Source organism: Microcystis sp. BLCC-F209 (genome assembly GCF_041928595.1).
Classification (GTDB): domain Bacteria; phylum Cyanobacteriota; class Cyanobacteriia; order Cyanobacteriales; family Microcystaceae; genus Microcystis.
Genome location: NZ_JBHFLL010000306.1, coordinates 1 through 3,741, shown reverse-complemented (window position 1 = coordinate 3,741; position 3,741 = coordinate 1). Strand labels below are relative to the sequence as shown.

General features: G+C 43.8%; 6 protein-coding genes and 1 pseudogene. 4 read left to right on the top strand and 3 right to left on the bottom strand.

Features of this window, described 5'->3' with window-relative positions:
- Nucleotides 1–74 precede the first annotated feature (74 nt).
- Together ACE1AQ_RS20080 and ACE1AQ_RS20075 are read right to left on the bottom strand one after the other, a co-directional pair.
- Nucleotides 75–365 (bottom strand): type II toxin-antitoxin system VapC family toxin, encoded by a 291-nt coding sequence (locus tag ACE1AQ_RS20080; RefSeq protein ID WP_253257809.1) that lies wholly within the window; start codon nt 363–365, stop codon nt 75–77.
- Nucleotides 353–586, bottom strand: coding sequence for a hypothetical protein (locus tag ACE1AQ_RS20075; protein ID WP_002739069.1), 234 nt, complete (start codon nt 584–586; stop codon nt 353–355). Before ACE1AQ_RS20075 ends, ACE1AQ_RS20080 begins: the two co-directional genes overlap by 13 nt.
- A gap of 198 nt (nt 587–784) precedes the next feature.
- On the opposite strand from ACE1AQ_RS20075, the gene ACE1AQ_RS20070 reads away from it, so the two are divergent.
- From ACE1AQ_RS20070 to ACE1AQ_RS20055, 4 genes are read left to right on the top strand one after another with little or no spacing between them, the layout of a single operon-like run.
- On the top strand, nt 785–1,663 hold the full coding sequence (locus ACE1AQ_RS20070; protein ID WP_002801135.1) for an ABC transporter permease: 879 nt from the start codon (nt 785–787) through the stop codon (nt 1,661–1,663).
- A gap of 45 nt (nt 1,664–1,708) precedes the next feature.
- Nucleotides 1,709–2,071 carry a co-chaperone YbbN gene (locus ACE1AQ_RS20065; protein ID WP_008203477.1) on the top strand — a complete coding sequence of 121 codons (363 nt, stop codon included), beginning with the start codon at nt 1,709–1,711 and terminating at the stop codon, nt 2,069–2,071.
- Between the two features lie 16 nt (nt 2,072–2,087).
- Nucleotides 2,088–3,266 carry an LL-diaminopimelate aminotransferase gene (locus ACE1AQ_RS20060; RefSeq protein WP_110546102.1) on the top strand — a complete coding sequence of 393 codons (1,179 nt, stop codon included), beginning with the start codon at nt 2,088–2,090 and terminating at the stop codon, nt 3,264–3,266.
- Nucleotides 3,247–3,435 carry a hypothetical protein gene (locus ACE1AQ_RS20055; RefSeq protein WP_002801130.1) on the top strand — a complete coding sequence of 63 codons (189 nt, stop codon included), beginning with the start codon at nt 3,247–3,249 and terminating at the stop codon, nt 3,433–3,435. Before ACE1AQ_RS20060 ends, ACE1AQ_RS20055 begins: the two co-directional genes overlap by 20 nt.
- 65 nt (nt 3,436–3,500) lie before the next feature.
- Here the strand turns inward: ACE1AQ_RS20055 and ACE1AQ_RS20050 are convergent.
- Nucleotides 3,501–3,741: pseudogene (locus ACE1AQ_RS20050) on the bottom strand (flagellar assembly protein H); the annotation flags it as partial.

The following is a 3,741-nucleotide window of genomic DNA, read 5'->3' as shown; positions in this document are numbered from 1 at the left end:
AGTGGCTTGAGAAGCTCTTTCATTAGTTTTGGGAAAATTGTTAGCATGGCTTATTCACATTTATTGGTGTACATTTACTTTGTTTTCTTATCTATAATATCAAATTTTGTACCACTTTTTTCCACGTTCAACACTTCTGCTATTTTAGCTACTGTTAAAGCTTGTTGAATCCACTCTTGAAGGGGATAACTTAATTCTAATCTCCCCCGTTGGTTAGCAAGGGCTATTTCATAGCAAGAAATGGGGGAAACTCCGAGAGATTCTGCTAACTCAAATTTTTCTAGCCAATGCTCGGGAAATCTGTCAAAATTGCCATTTATTAACCACAACCAAATATGAGTATCAAGCACAATTACTTCAGACATTCCCAATCTTCTTCATCTACAATAGGACTGACCATATCACCTAGTATTTTAGCTTTACCCACCATATTCTCAACTGGAAAATGACGTTTGAATAAGGATGGTTTTTCTTCTAATAAGTTGTTTTTGCTGGCGGTGAAATTTTTAATTAATTGATAAAGTTCATCTAGTTGTTCTTCAGGTAAATTATCAATTGCTGTTTGAATAAGTTCTTTAACAGTCATAGTTTTACTCTCTATTTTCTGAACTTGAGTTATACTATAACACAACGGTTCCTTCAATAAAGGGACTCATCTTGAGATTTTACCTAAAATACAGCAGACTAAAAAGACTCATTTAAACCGTTTATTCTTAGATTAGCGGAATCTCCCCTAATGCAAGAGTGCCTCGTCTCAAAAAGTAATTTAAACACTTAACAGCTTATGTCTCCCCTGTCTTCTGCAATTATCGATACTTGGCGACGTTTTTACCGAGATCCCCTGGCAACAATAGGAGCGATCGCATTAATTATAATTATTCTTGCCGTCCTATTCGGTCCGATTTTTTATCGGGTCCCCATCGATACCATCGATTTTAGTCAAACCACTGCTCCCCCTAGTTTAAAACATCTTTTCGGCACTAATGATCTGGGCCAGGATCAATTGGCGAGGATTTTGGTGGGGGGTCGAATTTCCCTGGCGGTGGGGATTGCTGCTATGATAGTTGCGATTATTCTAGGGACAGCGATCGGGGCTATTTCCGGGTTTTACGGGGGCGCAATCGATGGCTTATTGATGCGATTAACGGATTTATTCCTATCTTTGCCCCAATTGCCCCTACTTTTACTGATTGTCTATCTATTTCGCGATAGCATCAAAAAAATCGCCGGACCGGAAACGGGTATTTTTATCCTCGTGGTTTTAGTAATCGGGGGTTTAAATTGGATGTCGGTGGCCCGATTGGTGCGGGGAAATTTTTTAAAATTACGAGAGATGGAGTTTGTCTCGGCTGCGATTGCTTTGGGGGCCACTCCTTTCCGTTTAATCTGGGTGCATTTATTGCCTAATGTTTTGGGAATGATCATCGTGGCGGCTACTTTAGCGGTGGGTAATGCGATTATTACCGAGTCAACCCTGAGTTTTTTGGGTTTGGGTTTCCCCCCCGATGTGCCGACTTGGGGACAAATGTTATTTAAAGCTAAAGATTACTTGACAACTGCCCCCCACTTGGTCATTTTTCCGGCTCTGGCTATCGTGATCACAGTGTTAAGTATTAATTTTATCGGTGATGGTTTACGCGATGTCTTCGATCCTCATGTTTAAGGAATTGTGGAAGTGGATAATTGCCGAAAATTACCCAGAACCCCTATGATGATCAGTAACGATGGTGAGGAAATAAATACTGTGAGTAGCGTAACTGTCATTAGCGATCAGAAGTTTGACCAAGAGGTTTTTGAGGTCGAAAAACCCGTTTTAGTCTATTTTTGGGCGAGTTGGTGCGGTCCGTGTCGTTTGGTATCCCCCTCGATCGATTGGGTGGCCAACACCTACGGCGAACGGCTAAAAGTAGTTAAACTAGAGGTGGACCCTAACCCCAACTCGGTGGCTAAATGTGATGTGAAAGGTGTTCCTGCTTTACGCATCTTTAAAGATAACGAAATTATTGCCACTCATGAAGGGGCGATCGGCAAACAACAATTACAATCTTTTATCGATACCTATGTCAGCTAATTAGGTATCTGTGGTTATGAATAACTTAACCCTAGCACACCGCTTACAGGCACTCCAATCCAACGTTTTTGCCGATATGGATCGGGCAAAAGCTGCCAGTAGAGAAGCGGGTAATATCATTATCGATCTTTCGCTCGGTTCCTCCGATCTTGGGGCTGCTCCCCATGTTATCGATGCTATAGAGCGATCTCTCCACGATCCTCACACCCACGGCTATTTACTCCATAATGGGACCAGAGACTTCCGAATAACTGCCGCTAACTGGTATAGCGATCGCTTTGGTGTTCCCATCGATCCAGAAACGGAGGTTTTACCCCTAATTGGTTCTCAGGAAGGCACGGCCCATCTACCTTTGGCCCTTCTCAACCCCGGGGATTTTGCCCTGCTTCTCGATCCGGGTTATCCCTCCCATTTGGGCGGTGTTGCCCTTGCTGGCGGTCAAATCTACGGAATGCCAATTTTGGCAAAAAATGACTTTCTGCCGGTTTTAGAGGACATTCCTGACCTAGTGCTGGCACAATCGAAGCTGATGGTCTTGAGTTATCCCCATAATCCCACTACAGCGATCGCACCTTTGGCATTTTTCCAAAAAGCGGTTGATTTTTGCCGTCAGCATAATTTAGTTTTAATCCACGATTTTCCCTATCTAGACATCTTTTTTGCGGGAACATCGCCCCCCCCGTCAATTTTACAGGCCGATCGAGCTAAAACTAATTCGATCGAGTTTTTTACCTTTTCCAAGTCGTATAATATGGGCGGTTTTCGCATCGGTTTCGCCATTGGCAACCCGCAGTTAATTATGGCTTTGCGACAGATTAAAGCCATGGTTGATTTTAATCAGTATTTGGGCATACTCAACGGTGCAATTGCCGCTTTAACTGGTAATCAAGATTCGGTCAAGGAAACCGTCGCTATCTTCCAAAAACGCCGGGATGTGTTTATTAATGCCCTAAATCGCATCGGTTGGCCAGTTGCCACTCCGGCCGCCACTATGTACGTTTGGGCGAAAATTCCCCCCAGTTGGCCGGGTAATTCCGTTGATTTTTGTCGGCAATTGGTGGCCCAAACCGGTGTCGCTGTTTCCCCCGGTTCCGGTTTTGGTAAGGGTGGTGAGGGTTATGTGCGTTTTGCCTTAGTTCACGATCCCGATATTCTAGAGGCTGCCGTGGAGAAAATTGGGGCTTTTTTGGGATAAAACCGATATTCTCAGCAGTGGTTATGCTGCAATCGATAACTTTCGCCTTGTTGCTGCTGATATTCCGGGTGATATTGGTAATGTGTCCACTCCCAAACTTTCTAGTATTATCGGACTAGGCATACTAGGGAGCGGTTTAGTGGTGTGTCGCCTCGCTAAACGTCGTTAACCGCGCTTGGGGTGGGGGGATGAGCCAAAATTTTGCCAATTCGCCACCCTTTGCGGTTAAAAGCTTTAATTGTGCTGCTGTCTTTGTAATTCCTCGATCACGTCGGGGGATAAATCGGTAAATCGGGCGATTTCTGAGATAGGAACCCCAGCAGATAGCATTTTTAGGGCAATTTGTCGAGCTTTTTCCTCTTTACCCGCTTGCAAGCCTTTTTTTAGTCCTTTTTCCTCGCCTTCCTCTAAAATATCTTGATAGATGACAGATTCTCTCATAATGTCACTCCGAAGGATTTTTTTAATCGTCTCT